15 protein-coding genes are annotated in these 16461 nt (G+C 40.7%); 7 read left to right on the top strand and 8 right to left on the bottom strand.

Features of this window, described 5'->3' with window-relative positions; all coding sequences use genetic code 11:
• Nucleotides 1-194 precede the first annotated feature (194 nt).
• From KTR07_RS19335 to KTR07_RS19325, 3 genes are all read left to right on the top strand, one after another.
• Nucleotides 195-665 carry an HU family DNA-binding protein gene (locus KTR07_RS19335; RefSeq protein ID WP_008762558.1) on the top strand — a complete coding sequence of 157 codons (471 nt, stop codon included), beginning with the start codon at nt 195-197 and terminating at the stop codon, nt 663-665.
• Nucleotides 666-768: 103 nt separating this feature from the next.
• On the top strand, nt 769-2310 hold the full coding sequence (locus KTR07_RS19330; protein WP_008762559.1) for a glycine--tRNA ligase: 1542 nt from the start codon (nt 769-771) through the stop codon (nt 2308-2310).
• An 11-nt stretch (nt 2311-2321) separates the two neighbouring features.
• Entirely contained in the window at nt 2322-2891 is a 570-nt protein-coding gene (locus KTR07_RS19325) for an FKBP-type peptidyl-prolyl cis-trans isomerase (protein ID WP_048696309.1), read from the top strand.
• A gap of 211 nt (nt 2892-3102) precedes the next feature.
• Here KTR07_RS19325 and KTR07_RS19320 read toward each other — a convergent pair whose 3' ends face one another.
• The 5 genes from KTR07_RS19320 to KTR07_RS19300 all read right to left on the bottom strand — a co-directional run bounded on the left by KTR07_RS19320 (nt 3103) and on the right by KTR07_RS19300 (nt 8442).
• Nucleotides 3103-4050, bottom strand: coding sequence for a hypothetical protein (locus KTR07_RS19320; RefSeq protein WP_048696308.1), 948 nt, complete (start codon nt 4048-4050; stop codon nt 3103-3105).
• A 34-nt stretch (nt 4051-4084) separates the two neighbouring features.
• The gene (locus KTR07_RS19315; RefSeq protein ID WP_048696306.1) at nt 4085-5107 is read right to left on the bottom strand and encodes a thioredoxin domain-containing protein; all 1023 of its coding nucleotides are present in this window, start codon (nt 5105-5107) and stop codon (nt 4085-4087) included.
• A 7-nt stretch (nt 5108-5114) separates the two neighbouring features.
• Nucleotides 5115-5489 carry a DUF3244 domain-containing protein gene (locus KTR07_RS19310; RefSeq protein ID WP_048696304.1) on the bottom strand — a complete coding sequence of 125 codons (375 nt, stop codon included), beginning with the start codon at nt 5487-5489 and terminating at the stop codon, nt 5115-5117.
• 160 nt (nt 5490-5649) lie between these two features.
• Nucleotides 5650-7320 (bottom strand): lipopolysaccharide assembly protein LapB, encoded by a 1671-nt coding sequence (locus KTR07_RS19305; RefSeq protein WP_048696303.1) that lies wholly within the window; start codon nt 7318-7320, stop codon nt 5650-5652.
• Between the two features lie 102 nt (nt 7321-7422).
• Nucleotides 7423-8442, bottom strand: a complete 1020-nt coding sequence (locus KTR07_RS19300; protein WP_048696301.1) for a LacI family DNA-binding transcriptional regulator — start codon at nt 8440-8442, stop codon at nt 7423-7425.
• Nucleotides 8443-8621: 179 nt separating this feature from the next.
• Here KTR07_RS19300 and KTR07_RS19295 point away from each other — a divergent pair, with 179 nt between their 5' ends.
• The 4 genes from KTR07_RS19295 to KTR07_RS19280 are packed head-to-tail and all read left to right on the top strand — an operon-like array spanning nt 8622 to nt 12832.
• The gene (locus KTR07_RS19295) at nt 8622-9554 is read left to right on the top strand and encodes an aldo/keto reductase (protein ID WP_048696299.1); all 933 of its coding nucleotides are present in this window, start codon (nt 8622-8624) and stop codon (nt 9552-9554) included.
• A 16-nt stretch (nt 9555-9570) separates the two neighbouring features.
• A complete protein-coding gene (locus KTR07_RS19290) occupies nt 9571-10494 on the top strand; it encodes an amidohydrolase (RefSeq protein WP_048696298.1) in 924 nt (307 codons plus the stop codon).
• Between the two features lie 41 nt (nt 10495-10535).
• The gene (gene fucP / locus KTR07_RS19285; protein ID WP_217315478.1) at nt 10536-11792 is read left to right on the top strand and encodes an L-fucose:H+ symporter permease; all 1257 of its coding nucleotides are present in this window, start codon (nt 10536-10538) and stop codon (nt 11790-11792) included.
• A gap of 23 nt (nt 11793-11815) precedes the next feature.
• Nucleotides 11816-12832: a zinc-binding alcohol dehydrogenase family protein gene (locus KTR07_RS19280; protein ID WP_048696296.1), complete on the top strand. Its 1017-nt coding sequence runs from the start codon at nt 11816-11818 to the stop codon at nt 12830-12832.
• A 300-nt stretch (nt 12833-13132) separates the two neighbouring features.
• Here the strand turns inward: KTR07_RS19280 and KTR07_RS19275 are convergent, their stop codons facing one another.
• The 3 genes from KTR07_RS19275 to KTR07_RS19265 are packed head-to-tail and all read right to left on the bottom strand — an operon-like array spanning nt 13133 to nt 16449.
• Entirely contained in the window at nt 13133-13984 is an 852-nt protein-coding gene (locus KTR07_RS19275) for an ATPase (RefSeq protein ID WP_048696295.1), read from the bottom strand.
• Complete coding sequence (locus tag KTR07_RS19270; protein WP_008762566.1) at nt 13981-15099, bottom strand: acyltransferase family protein; 1119 nt, start codon at nt 15097-15099, stop codon at nt 13981-13983. The genes KTR07_RS19275 and KTR07_RS19270 overlap by 4 nt, the downstream gene beginning before the upstream one ends.
• 42 nt (nt 15100-15141) lie before the next feature.
• Nucleotides 15142-16449 (bottom strand): AmpG family muropeptide MFS transporter, encoded by a 1308-nt coding sequence (locus KTR07_RS19265; protein WP_008762567.1) that lies wholly within the window; start codon nt 16447-16449, stop codon nt 15142-15144.
• Between the last annotated feature and the right edge of the window lie 12 nt (nt 16450-16461).

Below are 16461 nucleotides of genomic sequence, written 5' to 3'. Positions count from 1 at the left end.
GGTATATTAAAGTTTATGGAAACAAATATATAAATATTAGTTTGTTTTCTTTCTATAATAGTCTAACTTTGTTGCGAAGAAGATATGTATGACACCCGGGGCTCGTGCTGTACGACACCCGGGTGTCATACGTGCTGACACCCGGGTGTCGTACAGAATGAAAATATAAACGAAACAAGAAAGGAGTATAAGACATGGCAATCCCTTATGTAGTAAGAAAGAAAGCGGACTTGACGTCCGGAGAAAGAAAAGAGTTATGGTATGGTGTACCAAGTAAAATACAGGATAGAGGCGGAGTACAGAACAAAGAACTAGCCCAAGTGGTGGAGCTGCGGGGAGGTTTCCACCGTGGTCAGGTTGAAGGCATATTGGTGGAAGTAGCGGATGCCATCCGCTATTTGCTTTCTATGGGACAGTCTGTGACGATTGATGGGCTGGGTACATTCCAGACTGCTTTGACCAGTCCTGGTTTTGAACGTCCCGAACAAGTGACACCGGGACAAGTATCGGTATCCCGCGTTTATTTTGTGGCAAACAGTGCACTTCGTGACCGCATGAAGAAAACAAAGTGTATGCGCATTCCTTTTAAATATTATATGCCCGAAAGTATGTTGACTAAAGAGATGAAGAAAGCAGATCAGGAGCAGGAACAAACAGAAGAATAAGATAAATTAATACCCTCCCTGTCTTATTTATGAGATAAATGCCTATCTTTGTGGCACTTTTTACGAAAAAAGGTAATTCAAATTAATAGATATAGAAAAGAAAATGGCACAAGAAGACGTTTTTAAGAAACTTGTATCGCACTGTAAAGAGTACGGCTTCGTATTTCCTTCAAGCGATATCTACGACGGACTAGGCGCAGTATATGACTACGGTCAGATGGGCGTTGAATTGAAAAACAACATTAAAAAATATTGGTGGGACAGCATGGTGCTGTTGCACGAAAACATTGTCGGTATCGACTCTGCCATCTTTATGCACCCTACCATCTGGAAGGCTTCCGGACACGTGGACGCATTCAATGACCCTTTGATTGACAATAAGGATTCTAAAAAACGTTATCGTGCTGACGTATTGATCGAAGATCAGTTGGCTAAATATGACGATAAAATCAATAAAGAAGTAGCAAAAGCCGCCAAGAAGTTTGGTGAATCATTCGATGAGGCTCAATTCCGTTCTACCAACGGACGTGTGTTGGAACATCAGGCTAAGCGTGATGCACTTCACACTCGTTTCTCAAAAGCACTGAATGATAATAATCTGGATGAACTTCGTCAGATCATTGTTGATGAAGAGATCGTATGTCCTATTTCCGGTACTAAGAACTGGACGGAAGTTCGTCAGTTCAACCTGATGTTCTCTACAGAAATGGGATCGACTTCAGACGGTGCCATGAAGATTTATCTTCGTCCGGAAACGGCACAGGGTATCTTTGTAAACTATCTGAATGTGCAGAAAACCGGTCGTATGAAAGTACCTTTCGGTATTGCCCAGATTGGTAAGGCTTTCCGTAATGAGATTGTTGCCCGTCAGTTCATCTTCCGTATGCGTGAGTTCGAACAGATGGAGATGCAGTTCTTTGTAAAACCGGGAACGGAACTGGATTGGTTCAAGAAATGGAAGGAGATTCGTCTGAAATGGCATAAAGCGCTGGGCTTCGGTGATGCCAGCTACCGCTATCACGACCACGATAAATTGGCTCATTATGCCAATGCTGCAACAGATATCGAGTTCCTGATGCCATTCGGTTTCAAAGAAGTGGAAGGTATCCACTCCCGTACGAACTTCGACTTGTCTCAGCATGAGAAATTCTCCGGCAAGAGCATCAAATACTTCGATCCGGAATTGAATGAATCATACACTCCGTATGTGATTGAAACTTCTATCGGTGTAGACCGTATGTTCCTGAGCATCATGAGCGCTGCTTATTGCGAAGAGCAACTGGAAAACGGAGAAAGCCGTGTTGTGCTGAAATTGCCTGCTGCCCTTGCTCCGGTGAAACTGGCTGTTATGCCGTTGATCAAGAAAGACGGTCTGCCTGAAAAGGCCCGTGAGATCATCGATGCTCTGAAGTTCCATTTCCACTGCCAATATGACGAAAAAGACAGTATCGGCAAGCGTTATCGTCGTCAGGATGCCATCGGTACTCCGTTCTGCGTGACTGTAGACCATCAGACACTGGAAGATAACTGTGTAACATTGCGTAATCGTGATACGATGCAGCAAGAACGTGTAGCTATCTCTGAACTGAATAATATCATCGCAGACAGAGTGAGCATCACCTCATTATTGAAAACTTTACAATAAACCATTAACGAATGAGTAAAAAAATCTATTTATTCTCCTTAGTATTACTGGCTTTGGCTTTTGTTTCTTGTAGCGAAACCGAAGAAGAGGGAAAGTTTGCCAATTGGCGGGCGCGTAACGAGGCCTTTTTAGATTCTTTGCAGCAGGTGTATGATGCAAAAACTGATCCTGAATTGGAATTCTTTGTACCTTTTACGGATCCGGGAATGAAGATTTTCTATAAGAGAACGGTGAAAAATGACGAGGGGAGACGTCCTGTAATACCGAATGTTGTATCAGCGTATTATCGTGGATCTTATTATACAGGTGAGGTGTTTGATCAGAACTTTACCGGAAAAGATCCTGGGGACTTTGATTCTCCAACAGAATTCTGGGTGAATCCTATTTCAATGTCTAATCCTCCTCATATTATACCAGTGGATGGATGGATCGAAACATTGCAGAGGATGAGGACAGGAGAGAGATGGACTGTTTATTTACCTTGGGATATGGGATATGGAACTAGTGACCGGGATGGTATGCCCGGATATTCTGTTTTGGTCTTTGATATAAAACTGGAATCGGTAGTTTCAGATTATTAGATTGTTGAAAATAAGTATGTTTATGAGCTGATTACAAGTAAAGTTTGGTAGGATAGAAATTTAGTAGTCCTTGTAATCGGCGTACTTAAAATATTAAAATTCCCTTTATTTTAGTTGATTCTATTGAGAATTATACTAAAATAAAGGGAATTTTTATTGGAGAGTGATCTAATAATTTTCAATATTGAGGAACTTGTCTGGAAACAGCATATTATAAGTTCATTATATCGATATAATAAGTTGTGTTATTGCCTGTCGTAATGCCCCTAAATGTTTCACCGTTTAAATTACGACTAGATATTTGTGGAACAAGAGGTCCTGTTGGACCATTCTTGATAGCTCTATATGTCCACAAGATAGCTTCATTTCCGTTCTTTCCATTTTCGTCGTCTATGTATATGCTGTTTATTGCATTAGGAATAGGTGTTGAACTAGCTTTTCTTAAAACTCCATGTTGAAAGCCTAATTTTTGTGCAGGCTTGTCACTAAATCTCCAGTAAAGAGTTGTATTATGCCCGAAATTAGATAAACCAGTGGATACTAAACCTCCGTTATCCTCTAAGCTGTTTTTATTTTTATGATCCTCATTGTCATGATATCTCTTTACAAGATCTACATCACCTTCATTGATATTCCATACATAATCATATAAAATCAGAGTACCTCCACCATAATTACCTGGATCTACTAAGCAAAATCTAAATCTTACATTTCCATCAACGGTTGTAGAACCAACATTGCCGGTTGCATGTGTATCTCCTCCATCTTCACAGTCCATTCGGTATACAAATTCTCGATTACCACTGCAAGTACCATACTTAAATACTCCAACTTTGGGGGCATTTCCGCCATAAGCTCTTGTGTCAGTTCGTGTTTTACTGTCATAAGCTAAGATTAGTTTGTTTAATGAATCTTGGATAGCCTTGATTAATTCGGGTTCCGCGCATGTTTCTTCTTGTGTAGTAGGAGTTAATTCATCTTTCTCTTTGTTTAACTCATCAAAAGAATATCCTTTTAATGTTAATTCGTAATCAGCAACTACACTTTCTAGTTCGTCAGATAATTGTGTGTTTTCACTTGCACTCATCGCTCTTTCTTCTTCATTTAGAGAACAAGAAGCTAATAAAATGCTGAAACAAAAAAAAGTAACTTTTTTCATAATACAGTTTTTAATAAATGTGGATAAATAAAAATTATTTTGATAGTTCTTCGTCAATAAGATGACAAATCTCTCGTTTTGAGTTGGAATTAACAATCAAACGTCCATTTACGATAATTGTTGGGGTTGCATAAACACCGAGTAGTACTAATTGATTTATCGATTTTTCAATTAATTTTTTCCCTGCATCATCTTCAATATCTTTCTTGAATTTGTTAATATCCATGGATGTACTATGTGCTATATTATATACAGTTATTGAATCTATGTATCCTTTATGCGTGTATAATGAGTCATGGAATTCCCAAAACTTATTTTGTCTATTGGCTGCTTCACTTGCTATTTGGGCAAAAGTTGGTGTTGCCGAATAGTGGATATAGCCAAATTTGACTTTTTCTTTGTATTTTTGATATATTGTTTCATATAGATTGTGAGCATTAATACAAGATTCGCAATCAAAATCAGATATAATGATAATAGATACTTTTGATTGAAGATTTCCTCTATAATAAGTGTGCAGATTGCTTAAATCAATGGATGGACTTTTAGGAGGATAAATATATTGCACTATTCTTTTATTTTGTTTTAAAGAATCCAGCAAATTATCTATAATAAATCCTTTCAAGCGATATAATCCTGATATCTTTCCAGTGGGAGAGTTTGTGGCTACATTATACATATTAGCATCACGAAATTCTATAATTGATTTCAGATTATAACGTTTTGAAAGAGAATCTATTCCCAATCGCTGGATTTGATTATCTGTATAATTATCAATATATTGCTGATAAGATAGTTGTTTTTTATCAGCCTCTTTCTGTAGTAACTTAACGTTTATTAATTGCTCAACTGCCTTCTTCTTTATTTCATAAATTTTGTTTAGTTCGTCAAAGAGTTCTTGTTTAATGATCGTATTTAATTCATCAGTATAAAGTACTTCTTCTCCTAATTCTGCAATTATCTCTCTGTCATTATGTGATGATTTTTTTCTAGAGTTGCATGAAGGACAAAGTAATGCAAACAGTATGATAAATATAGAATATTTGGTACGTTTCATAACTTTATTATTCTATGGAAATTACTCCTACAGCTACCCATAAAGGAGAGGATACTTTAAGAGTATATTCTGTAGTTTTGTAGTGTTTATCTAAGTTGATGAATTTGATTTTCTCGAAAGATGTTGTTTTTTCATAGTAAACTGTTTCACCGGTAGTTGAATTAATTATGAGTATTGTTACATCATTGCTAGGATGTTCGAATTCTATTTCTAATAATGAGTTATTTACATAGGCTTGTACAGGAGATGGTAAATTTGCAGAGCGGTGCTCTATCTTTACTCTGACCTTCATCTTGATTTGTTTTCTTGTATCTAATGGCATTGCAAAGATAAGATTTGAACAAATAACCATAAGAGAGAATAAAAGTAGATTTCGTTTCATATTGATTTTATGTTATTGGTTTGTTGCAAAATTACGATGTTTGCGTATGCGGAACAATAACATGAAATAACAATATGAAAGATAATCGATCTTGATAATCAGGGTGTTGCGTTTTTGATATAACAAAAATGAGATAATGATAACACTTTCTTTTGCAGGACTATCTTTTATCGTTTTTAAGATCAAATATTACAGAGAAAGTTTGATTGGATAGTTGCTTTCTTATGCGATACTTTCTTTGGTTGAGCGCATATTGACTTTCAACCCTCATACATTTTTTGATAGTATCATTAGAAAGTTGAAGATAATTAAGTATACAGTAATAGAGATCTTCCTGCGTTAGATTTGGATATTGGTTAAGAAGCTCCTGCATTGCTTCCGTGAAAACTTCATTTATTTCTTGATAAATTAATGAAATATCTTCTTGGGATACTCCTTTTTCTCTTTTTATTTTAGATGTTTCAATTAATTGTATTTTCTTATAGGATGTGGTGGTTTTGAATAGACGTACACATGTTTGAAGGCTTTGATGCCATAATTCAAATCTTTTATTTACTATATCTATGTACTTTTGTTCGTTAATTTTGTTAGTGTGTGATATTGTTTTAATTTCTTCTTTTAATACAGCTTTTTCTGTTTGGTTTTTCATAAGAAGTTGCTGTAGATATATGTATTTTATTTTATTGCGGTTGCTGATGTACATTAGTATAAATATGGCAAAGGATATTGTCAATAATATGCAAATGATTAATACTGCTTTATCTTTTTGGTACTGACTTTCTACGCGCTGTTCATACATTTCTGTAGAGTGTTTTTTTATGAGACTATTAATCTCTGTATGATGAACCATCTTTTGTATAGAATCATAATAAACTAATGCTGTATCATTGTATAAAATAGCTTGCTCATATTTTTTTCTTTTTTTATCTATTTCGTATAATGTTTGGTAGATAGATGCTTTTGCATAGATATCTGCATTGATTTTAGCTTTGGATAAATAACAAATAGCAGAGTCTGTTTCTTCCAAATTGCGTAAAATAATCCCTTTCCAAAAGTAAATGGAAGAAAAACTTGTATTATAAGGTGCATATTTTAATGCATGTTCTATATTCTTTTTTGCTTCTATATGCATTCCTAAATTATCATAAACTTTTGCTATATCACATAATATGGCAGTCTGCCATATGGAATCATTGATAGATTGTGCTATGGCTAAGGATGTTTGATAATAAGTTAGTGCGCTGTCTTCATCGTCTTGTATTGCATAAATGTTACCTAAGCCTCGCGTCGCATGAAGAATACCATATTTATCTTTTAATAGTTCAGCAGTAGAATAAGATTCTTTATATGTTTTTATTGCCTGAATATAAAATTCTTGATTTTCGTAGCACATCGCTAAATTATTGTAAACCTGTAATATAAAGGTTTTATCAGTCGGGGTAGATTTCAGAACTGTTAAATACGCCTCTGTTGCTTTTACATATTCTTCATTATCTTGGTATACCCTTCCAAGATAAAAATATGATTTAGCTTTTAAATTGTTGTTATCTTTATTTTTATAGTAGTCGATTGCTATCGATATTATAGAGTCATTTTGATGTTGAATGTAATTTTTATCTAAAGCTTGTGTTAAGAGCAATGCATACATTGCTTTAGCTGATTTACTGGGTATTTCTTGAATAGAAAAACTTCTTAATAAGTTTAAAGCACTATCAGGTTTACTAAGCATTAATGAATCTGCTAATTGGAGTTGAGGGATAATATCAGATTTATGACATGCATTTAATGTAATGAATAGTACTATTAAAAAGATTGTGTAGTTTGATTTCATAAAGTGTTTGTTTCTACAAAAATAACTATTTCTAAATGAAATATAGTTAATTAGGAGGATAAAAAATCAACGGTAAAAAGTAAATGATATAAAATACAGGACTTATTTTTCTTTTATGCTGCTCTCCCTTATCTGCAAATGTGTCGGAATCACCACTTGCTTGACCGTCCTGTCTCCCTTAATCTGATCAATCAGCAGTTGACAGGCTGTTTCCCCCATCTTATAAGTCTGATGCGATACGGCAGATAGCTTGGGTTCCACATAATTGGCGTGCTGCTCATCCGTGTATCCGATGATGGCGATATCGTCGGGAATACGAAGTCCGTGCCTTTTGATTACTTCCATAGCGGCAAAAGCCAATGTGTCATTCATGGCAAGGATGGCATCGGGAGGCTGGGGGAGAGATAATAATGTTTCCGTAGCAATCTGTCCTTCCTCATAATCAATTTTCCGGCAGACAACTAATTCCTTTTCAATCGGAATCCGGTTATCGCGCAAGGCTTCCAGATAACCATGCTTCCTTCTTTTTACAATATCCAGATGATTGGCACCGCCGATAAAAGCCACCCGTTTACTTCCATTGTCCAGCAGATGCTGGGTAGCCATTTGTGCGGATTGTGCTCCGTCTGCTATTACTGACGAGAATTGATCGGTCAGGCAAACACGGTCGAACAGAATCAGCGGCATATTGATCTCTTTCAATGCAGCAAAATGAGAAAAGTCAGTTGTTTCCTGAGACAGGCAGGCGATAATCCCCTCTACCCGCATATTGACCAGATTCTCTATATTCCTTTTTTCATGCTCGAAAGACTCGTGCGATGTCGTGATAATGACGAAATATCCGTTATCGATCGCCATGTTCTCTATCCCGTTCAGAATGGAGGCAAAGAAATGAGTGACAATATCCGGAACGATCACTCCGATGATGCGCGGCGCATTCTTTCGCAGACTCATAGCGAAAGGATTGGGACGATAATTCATCTCTTTGGCCAGCTTCTTGGCTTTGGCGCAAAGTTCACGGCTGATTTCCGGGCTGTCTTTCAGCGCTCGGGATACAGTAGGGATGGATACGCCTAATGCTTGGGCGAGGTCTTTGAGTGAAGTATGTTTCCGGTTTTCCATCTGAAGGTCTCCAACTTAGATTTATCTGCAAAGAAAGCATATTCCCTGATAAATCTCCGCATTTAAAGAAAGATTTTTTACGTAAACCGTTACGTAGCTTTTTCGCCCCTCTCTTGTCCGTTGAGAAGGGTTCACCCCTTACTTTTGTCGCATACAAAATAATTTAAAACCCTATACGTATGCAATACCATGAAATCGGAAAGACAGGGATGAAAGTATCGTCTCTCAGCTTCGGAGCTTCCTCTCTGGGAGGAGTTTTCCATGATTTAAAAGAAAAAGAAGGCATTCAGGCTGTGTTTACAGCCATCGAAGCCGGAATGAACTTTATCGATGTTTCCCCTTATTACGGACATTATAAGGCAGAGACTGTTCTAGGCAAAGCGCTGAAGGATATTCCTCGCGACCGTTATTATCTTTCTACGAAAGTCGGACGCTATGGCAAAGACGGAGTCAATACATGGGACTACTCGGCAAAGCGTGCGACGGAGAGTGTATATGAAAGTATGGAACGTCTGAATATTGACTTCATCGATTTGATCAATGTGCATGATATTGAGTTTGCCGACCTGAATCAGGTGGTTAATGAGACATTGCCTGCTTTGGTCGAACTGCGTGAGAAAGGAGTGGTAGGACATGTCGGAATCACTGACTTGCAGCTCGAAAACTTGAAATGGGTGATAGACCGTTCGCCAAGCGGAACTATTGAATCTGTTCTTAGCTTCTGTCACTATTGTCTGTGCGATGATAAATTGGCTGACTTCCTTGACTATTTCGAATCGAAAGAAATCGGTGTCATCAATGCTTCTCCTCTCTCGATGGGCTTGCTGAGCGAACGTGGTGTTCCGGTCTGGCATCCGGCTCCCAAGCCATTGGTAGATGCCTGTCGCAAAGCGATGGAGCATTGTAAAGCAAAGAATTATCCGATAGAAAAGCTCGCTATGCAATTCTCGGTGAGTAATCCAAAGATTGCGACTACCCTGTTCAGCACCACTAATCCGGAGAATGTGAAGAAAAATATCGGCTTTATTGAAGAATCGATCGATTGGGAACTCGTGCGTGAAGTGCGGGAAATTATCGGAGAACAGCAGCGTGTAAGTTGGGCAAACTCTTAAAAAAACGGTCGATTCTATGGATTATACGATTATTGATGCGCATGCCCATCTGTGGCTTCGCCAAGATACGGTGGTCGATGGTTTTCCTATCCGTACTTTAGAGAACGGACGCTCCCTGTTTATGGGGGAGATTCGGCAGATGGTTCCTCCTTTTATGATTGACGGGGTGAATAGTGCGGAAGTTTTTCTGTCCAATATGGATTATGCCCAAGTCTCGGCTGCGGTTATTACACAAGAATTTATAGACGGCATTCAGAACGATTATCTGATGGAGGTTGTTTCACGCTATCCGGACCGTTTCTTTGTTTGCGGAATGTGTGAGTTTCGCAAGCCGGGCTATCTGGGACAGGCGAAAGAACTGATCGGGAAGGGATTTAAAGCGATTAAGATTCCTGCCCAGCGCTTACTTCTGAAAGAGGGACGGGTAATGTTGAACTGTCCTGAAATGATGCAGATGTTCCGGTGGATGGAAGAGCGGGGAGTGATCTTGTCAGTCGACTTGGCAGAGGGGGCGATACAGGTTCCGGAGATGGAAGAGATTATTCAGGAATGTCCTCGATTGAAGATTGCCGTCGGCCATTTCGGGATGGTTACTCTTCCGGATTGGAAGGAGCAGATTAAGTTGGCACGTCATCCGAATGTGATGATTGAGTCCGGTGGTATCACATGGCTGTTCAATGACGAGTTTTATCCGTTTAAAGGTGCCATAAAGGCTATTCGTGAAGCCGCAGAACTGGTTGGTATGGAGAAACTGATGTGGGGCTCGGACTATCCGCGCACGATAACAGCCATTACTTATAAGATGTCTTATGACTTTGTGGTGAAATCCCTGGAATTGTCGGAAGTGGAGAAAACGTTATTCCTGGGCGGGAATGCGCGGAAATTCTACGGGTTTGCAGAACTTCCGGAACTCCCGTACATTAAAAATATGTCGGAATAGAAAGGAAACAGCCACTATACCGCTAAACAATCACTGTACACATGAAAAAGAATACATATACCATTCCTCTCGCACTGGTTTTCAGCCTTTTCTTCTTGTGGGCGATCAGCAGCAATCTGCTTCCCACAATGATCCGGCAGTTGATGAAAACCTGTGAACTGAACACTTTCGAGGCCTCTTTTACGGAGACCGCTTATTGGCTGGCTTACTTTATTTTCCCTATCCCGATGGCTATGTTCATGAAGCGTTATAGCTATAAGGCGGGAATCATCTTCGGGCTGTTGCTGGCAGCTGTCGGCGGATTGCTGTTTTTTCCTGCTGCCATGCTGAAAGAATATTGGGCTTATCTCTGCATCTTCTTCATTATCGCTACCGGAATGTGTTTTCTGGAGACAGCCGCCAATCCTTATGTCACCGTGCTGGGAGCTCCCGAAACGGCTCCGCGCCGATTGAATCTGGCGCAATCCTTCAATGGACTAGGCGCTTTTATCGCAGCGATGTTTCTGAGCAAGCTGATTCTAAGCGGTACCCATTATACACGCGAGACGCTTCCTGTTGATTATCCGGGAGGCTGGCAGGCTTATATACAACTGGAAACGGATGCGATGAAACTTCCTTATCTGATATTGGCTCTGTTGCTTCTTGCGATAGCGGTCGTATTTGTTTTCTCAAAATTGCCGAAGATTGGAGATGAAGGAGCGGAACCTGCATCCGGAAAGAAAGAAAAACTGATTGATTTCGATGTGCTGAAACGCTCGCATTTACGTTGGGGAGTCATCGCGCAGTTCTTTTATAATGGTGGGCAAACAGCTATCAACAGTCTGTTTCTCGTTTACTGCTGCACCTATGCCGGTTTGCCGGAAGATACGGCTACCACTTTCTTTGGACTGTACATGCTGGCCTTCTTGCTAGGGCGCTGGATTGGTACGGGATTGATGGTCAAGTTCCGTCCGCAGGATATGTTGCTGGTGTATGCTTTGATGAATATCCTTTTGTGTGGTGTCGTGATGCTATGGGGAGGAATGATCGGACTGTATGCGATGCTCGCCATCTCTTTCTTTATGTCTATCATGTATCCTACACAGTTCTCTTTGGCACTGAAAGGACTCGGAAATCAGACAAAGAGCGGTTCGGCCTTTTTGGTAATGGCAATTGTCGGTAATGCCTGTCTTCCTCAGTTGACAGCGTACTTCATGCACGTTAATGAACATATTTATTATGTCGCTTATGGCATACCGATGATTTGTTTTGCGTTTTGTGCCTATTACGGTTGGAAGGGCTATAAAGTAATTGATTAATAAATTTATCTCAAACAAATAAAATGAAAGCAGTTCAAATTGTCAACCCCTCCGAAATGAAGGTGGTTGAACTGGAAAAGCCGGCCGTCGGTGTCGGTGAAGTATTGGTAAGAATCAAGTATGTCGGCTTCTGTGGCTCCGATTTAAACACTTTTCTGGGGCGTAACCCGATGGTGAAACTCCCTGTAATACCGGGGCATGAAGTAGGAGCAGTGATTGAAGAGATCGGTCCGGATGTTCCGGCTGGCTTTGAGAAAGGGATGAATGTAACATTGAACCCATATACCAATTGTGGTAAATGTGCTTCGTGCCGTAACGGGCGTGTCAATGCCTGCGAGCATAATGAGACATTAGGCGTACAACGGAATGGAGTGATGTGCGAATACGCCGTGCTTCCTTGGACGAAGATTATCCCGGCAGGTAATATCTCATCCCGTGACTGTGCTCTGATTGAGCCGATGAGTGTAGGATTTCATGCTGTTTCCCGTGCTCAGGTCATCGATAATGAGTATGTGATGGTGATTGGCTGTGGTATGATTGGGATTGGCGCTATTGTACGTGCTGCCTTGAGAGGAGCGACGGTGATTGCGGTCGATCTGGATGATGAAAAACTGGTACTGGCCAAAAGAGTGGGAGCGTCTTACGCAGTAAACTCTAAAACAGAGAATGTACATGAGCGGATACAGGAAATCACCGCAGGGTTTGGAGCTGATGTCGTGATTGAAGCTGTCGGCAGTCCTGTGACTTATGTAATGGCTGTGGATGAAGTTGGCTTTACCGGTCGTGTGGTTTGTATTGGCTACGCCAAAAAAGAAGTCGCTTTTCAGACCAAGTATTTCGTCCAGAAAGAACTGGATATTCGTGGTTCCAGAAATGCATTGCCTGCTGATTTCCGTGCGGTAATCAACTATATGAAAGAAGGTAAGTGTCCGGTAGAAGAACTGATCTCAAAGATTGCAAAACCGGAAGATGCTTTGGAGGCAATGAAAGAATGGGCAGCTGATCCGGGAAAGGTATTCCGTATCTTGGTAGAAATGTAGATAATTTATTTTACAGAATCAACCGCTTAGCCCATTGTATTGAGAATATGAAGAAAGAATGATCCCGTTGGTTTTAAACCAACGGGTCGTTCCTTTAAAACCAAGACACCGTTCCTTTAAAACCAACAGATCTTTTCTTTTAAAGAAATTCTAGATGTTTTTTATCTGTTGAGAATCAGTGTTTTACGGACTGGCCCTGAACACGGGTCAATAAATGGTTATCATTCTTTACATAACTGCGTGGCATTAAAAGATTGAAGTATAATTTGTGCTTTTAGTCTTTAGAATGTTCTTCTATTATTAAGGATGGAATGATAATTGGCTATGATATTGAATCAATCCTTCCATCGGACTTTGGAGAATCTTACCTATCTGAATACCTGTTTGTCGGGCAGCATCCTGTAGAATCTCTTTGTAACAGTAGGCTATCGATCCGATGAAGTGTACCGGATATTGCTTGTAATCATACTGCATCACATTCCTGCGAAAGAAAGCTATAAAGCTGTTCATAACTAATTGGCGGATAGCCGGTTCTTCCAAATGCTGTGCGATAAAAGGAGAGAGACTGGCCAAAAAACGATTGGGAAAGGGCTGGCGATAAACCCGGTCGATGATTTCGGGAGGCGTCAGATCGAACTGCTTCAGAAACTCTTCTTTCAAGGTGGCAGGAAGTTGATTTTTCAGAATATCTCCTACCAGCAGTTTTCCAAGTACGGCACCGCTACCTTCATCTCCCAAAATAAATCCGAGAGGAGAGATGTTACTGACGATCTCTTTTCCATTGTAAAAACAAGAATTGGACCCCGTCCCCAAAATACAGGCGATACCAGCCTCCTGGCCACATAGCCCGTGGGCGGCAGCCAGCATATCCGAATTAGCTTTAATATTCCCGATAACGGGCAGACTGTCTGCAATAGCCCGTCGGAGGACGGGAGCTTTCTCGGGTGTACAACCTGCTCCGTAGAAGTAAACTGCATTGAATTTCCCTTCCGGCAGTTGAGGCAGAAGGGAAGCTGTCAGCTTCTGTTGGATTTCTTCTTCCGACTGGAAGAAAGGGTTGATCCCTTTCGTTCCAAGTCGCTTGATAACTGTGCCGTTCAGTACGACACACCAGTCTGTTTTGGTAGAACCACTGTCTGCAATGAGTATCATATCTTAATGTATATTTTCTTTTTATATAGAATGTAGCCTATTGCCCAGTTGAGAAGGACAAAAAGCAGGGCAAATACCAGTGAGCCTCCTTTATCTCCGAAGACAGGTTGTAGGAGTGCACTGTAAATATAGCCATGTAAAGAAGTCGCTTCACCTTGGTAGGTCATAGGAATGACTGCCAGCGTAATCGCCAGAATATCTGCCAATACATAAATAAATAGCGGATTTACTCCAAACGATTCGAAGAAACGGCTCCAGTTTTTATAACCTTTAATGTCAATGATCCATACGAGTAATGCCAGAAAACTGGAACCCAGACCGCAGGTTACGAGTACGAAGGAAGGAGACCATACTTTCTTGCAGATAGGGGAACCATAACTCAGTAAGAAACCTGCGAAAGTAAGGATAGTACCTATCAGGAACAAACGTTCCAGCTTCTCATGAATATCTTTCACTTCCATCAATAGCTTTCCGGCACAGAAGCCGATTAGGACGTGGGCGATGGCTGAAATAGTACTAAGCAGTCCTTCCGGATCAAGTATCTGACCGCCATAGATATGAGCTTGTCCTAATACTGCACGGTCGACGATGGAAAGAATATTTGTTTCGTCGTAGACATATCCATTGCCGAGGGCAAGGATTGCAAAATAACTAATGAGAAGTACAGCAATTAAATAAGGTATATATTTATGCTTCATGAGTAAAGCGACTATGGCAGTAACTCCATATCCCAAAGCAAGCCGTTGCATGACTCCGAGAATGCGAATCTGGTCGATAGGGAAGGGATCGTGCTGGAAGCAGAGAATGGAAAGCCAGCTGATGCCAATTCCAATCAGGAAAATGATCACGGTCCGTTTGAGAATTTTTAAACCCGCGGGAACACTGAAGGTGAAATTGTACTTTCTCAAAGAGATGTACGTGGAGATTCCCATAATGAACATAAAGAATGGGAATACCAGATCGGTAGGAGTTAATCCAATCCACTCGGCATGTTTGAGGGGAGCATACGCATGTTGCCAGGAACCGGGCGTATTTACTAAGATCATACCCGCGATGGTGATGCCCCGCATCACATCGAGTGCCAATAGGCGTTTGTTACTTGTTGTTACATTCATGACTGTTACTTTTTAATGTGTTAAGTTATAAGTAATTCAATTTTATCTCTTTTTTCCGAAGGAACTGTCCAGTCGATTGCGGATCATCCATGAAGCAAGGATGCCGGGAATGGTGCATACGCATACCCAGATAAAGAAGTTGGTGTATCCGAGATGTTCCTGTATCCATCCTGCCGGCATTCCCGGAAGCATCATGCCAAGTGCCATAAAACCTGTTCCAATGGCATAATGAGCTGTTTTGTGTTCACCATCTGCAATATAAATCAGATAAAGCATATAAGCAGTGAAGCCGAAGCCGTATCCCAACTGTTCGATGGCTACACAAATGGAGATTAACAGGAGGTTGTCCGGAGTAGCTGCTGCCATCCAGACATATAAAAGGTCGGGGAGGTTGATGGCCAGCGCCATGGGAATGATCCATTTCTTAAAACCGTCACGGGAAACGAGGAAACCGCTGATGATGCCGCCTATCAGTAGGGCGGCGACGCCGATGGTGCCATAAATGACTCCGACGGATGCGGTTGATAATCCCAATCCGCCTTGTTCGGCACCATCCAATAAGAATGGAGAGGCTATTTTAGCAAGTTGGGATTCTCCCAACCGATAGGTGAGCAGGAAGAAAAACATAAGTCCCAGGTTTTTCTTCTCAAAGAAAGTGACGAATGTCTTAAAGAAATCTTCCAGTAACTTACCCGGTGTTAACCCCGGTCTTTTGACATCTGAAGCAGGGTGAGGGAGAATAAAGCGATGGTATAGTGTCAGTCCGAGGAATAATCCTGCCATCAGATAGAAAGTGATGCTCCAGGCCATTGGAACATTGCCATGCGATGTTTCCAACCAGCCTGCCAACATAACCAGGATTCCCTGCCCGAAGATATTGGCGAAACGATAGCAAGTGTTTCTGATGCCTACGAAGAAGGATTGTTCTTTGTTGTTGAGGCCAAGCATATAAAAGCCGTCAGCCGCAATGTCATGCGTGGCAGAACTGAATGCCATCAGCCAAAAGAATGCAAGAGTGAGTTGCACATAGTGTGGAGTCGGGATAAAAAAGGCAATACCGGCGAAACCGGCAGCAATCAAACCCTGCATGGCAATAATCCAGGAACGCTTTGTCTTGACCAGATCTACGAAAGGACTCCATAATGGTTTGATCGTCCAAGGCAGATATAACCAGGAAGTATAGAGCGCTATTTCTGTATTCGACAATCCCAGGCGCTTGTACATGATAACGGCAATCGTCATCACAGCCACATAAGGCAGTCCTTCCGCAAAATAAAGAGTCGGAATCCAGCTCCACGGATTTCGATTGTTTCTTGGTATTATGTTCTTGGCATTTCTTGTTGATATCATGGCATTAGTCTC

It is taken from the genome of Bacteroides sp. MSK.20.82 (assembly GCF_019052485.1).
GTDB lineage: Bacteria > Bacteroidota > Bacteroidia > Bacteroidales > Bacteroidaceae > Bacteroides > Bacteroides thetaiotaomicron.
This window is presented reverse-complemented; position numbering and strand designations above follow the sequence as displayed.

What these genes read in the sequence shown, in the direction of transcription:
- KTR07_RS19315 (WP_048696306.1), bottom strand. Translation starts at nt 5,107, where the DNA reads ATGAAACGTACCAAATATTCTATATTTATCATACTGTTTGCATTACTT.
- KTR07_RS19295 (WP_048696299.1), top strand. Translation starts at nt 8,622, where the DNA reads ATGCAATACCATGAAATCGGAAAGACAGGGATGAAAGTATCGTCTCTC.
- KTR07_RS19330 (WP_008762559.1), top strand. Translation starts at nt 769, where the DNA reads ATGGCACAAGAAGACGTTTTTAAGAAACTTGTATCGCACTGTAAAGAG.
- KTR07_RS19275 (WP_048696295.1), bottom strand. Translation starts at nt 13,984, where the DNA reads ATGATACTCATTGCAGACAGTGGTTCTACCAAAACAGACTGGTGTGTC.
- KTR07_RS19300 (WP_048696301.1), bottom strand. Translation starts at nt 8,442, where the DNA reads ATGGAAAACCGGAAACATACTTCACTCAAAGACCTCGCCCAAGCATTA.
- KTR07_RS19320 (WP_048696308.1), bottom strand. Translation starts at nt 4,050, where the DNA reads ATGAAAAAAGTTACTTTTTTTTGTTTCAGCATTTTATTAGCTTCTTGT.
- KTR07_RS19335 (WP_008762558.1), top strand. Translation starts at nt 195, where the DNA reads ATGGCAATCCCTTATGTAGTAAGAAAGAAAGCGGACTTGACGTCCGGA.
- fucP (WP_217315478.1), top strand. Translation starts at nt 10,536, where the DNA reads ATGAAAAAGAATACATATACCATTCCTCTCGCACTGGTTTTCAGCCTT.
- KTR07_RS19305 (WP_048696303.1), bottom strand. Translation starts at nt 7,320, where the DNA reads ATGAAATCAAACTACACAATCTTTTTAATAGTACTATTCATTACATTA.
- KTR07_RS19280 (WP_048696296.1), top strand. Translation starts at nt 11,816, where the DNA reads ATGAAAGCAGTTCAAATTGTCAACCCCTCCGAAATGAAGGTGGTTGAA.
- KTR07_RS19270 (WP_008762566.1), bottom strand. Translation starts at nt 15,099, where the DNA reads ATGAATGTAACAACAAGTAACAAACGCCTATTGGCACTCGATGTGATG.
- KTR07_RS19265 (WP_008762567.1), bottom strand. Translation starts at nt 16,449, where the DNA reads ATGATATCAACAAGAAATGCCAAGAACATAATACCAAGAAACAATCGA.
- KTR07_RS19325 (WP_048696309.1), top strand. Translation starts at nt 2,322, where the DNA reads ATGAGTAAAAAAATCTATTTATTCTCCTTAGTATTACTGGCTTTGGCT.
- KTR07_RS19290 (WP_048696298.1), top strand. Translation starts at nt 9,571, where the DNA reads ATGGATTATACGATTATTGATGCGCATGCCCATCTGTGGCTTCGCCAA.
- KTR07_RS19310 (WP_048696304.1), bottom strand. Translation starts at nt 5,489, where the DNA reads ATGAAACGAAATCTACTTTTATTCTCTCTTATGGTTATTTGTTCAAAT.